This window comes from Phocaeicola sp. RTP21198st1_B8_RTP21198_201120 (genome assembly GCF_040929485.1).
Taxonomy (GTDB): domain Bacteria; phylum Bacteroidota; class Bacteroidia; order Bacteroidales; family Bacteroidaceae; genus Phocaeicola; species Phocaeicola dorei.
This window is the reverse complement of sequence record NZ_JBCOCI010000531.1, coordinates 1-413: the sequence shown is the minus strand read 5'-3', so window position 1 is coordinate 413 and position 413 is coordinate 1. Positions and strand designations below refer to the sequence as shown.

The following is a 413-nucleotide window of genomic DNA, read 5'->3' as shown; positions in this document are numbered from 1 at the left end:
CAGCCCGTTCCGTTCAGAGAACATCATGGATGTCTTGAGAAAGAAGAAAGCGATGAAAGGAAGTCTCGTCGCTGCCAAATCCTCCATTCTGGGAATGAAATGTTTTCCCTTGAATATCAATATAAAGACACTGATGAGCTATACGGTAGATGGAGGCCCGTTCACGGTCACCATGACACGCAACATTATCCTGTTGCCGGAAGAGATGATGCGTTCCCGTTATGCTGATTCGCCCATCGGCTATTTTGATGAAAGTAAACGGTTCTATACAGAAAAGAAAGATGGTTTGCAAGAACTATCCTATATCAACAGATGGAACCTGCAACCGAAACCCGAAGATTGGGAACGTTATAAAAAAGGGGAACTGGTGGAACCTCAAAAACCGATAATCTATTATGTAGATACCGCTATTC

Annotated in this window: 1 protein-coding gene; it reads left to right on the top strand. The window is 43.3% G+C overall.

Going from position 1 to position 413, the window contains the following annotated elements; translation table 11 throughout:
• Positions 1-413: DUF5117 domain-containing protein (locus AB5935_RS27845; RefSeq protein WP_368328082.1), on the top strand; the 413-nt coding region annotated here is incomplete at both ends.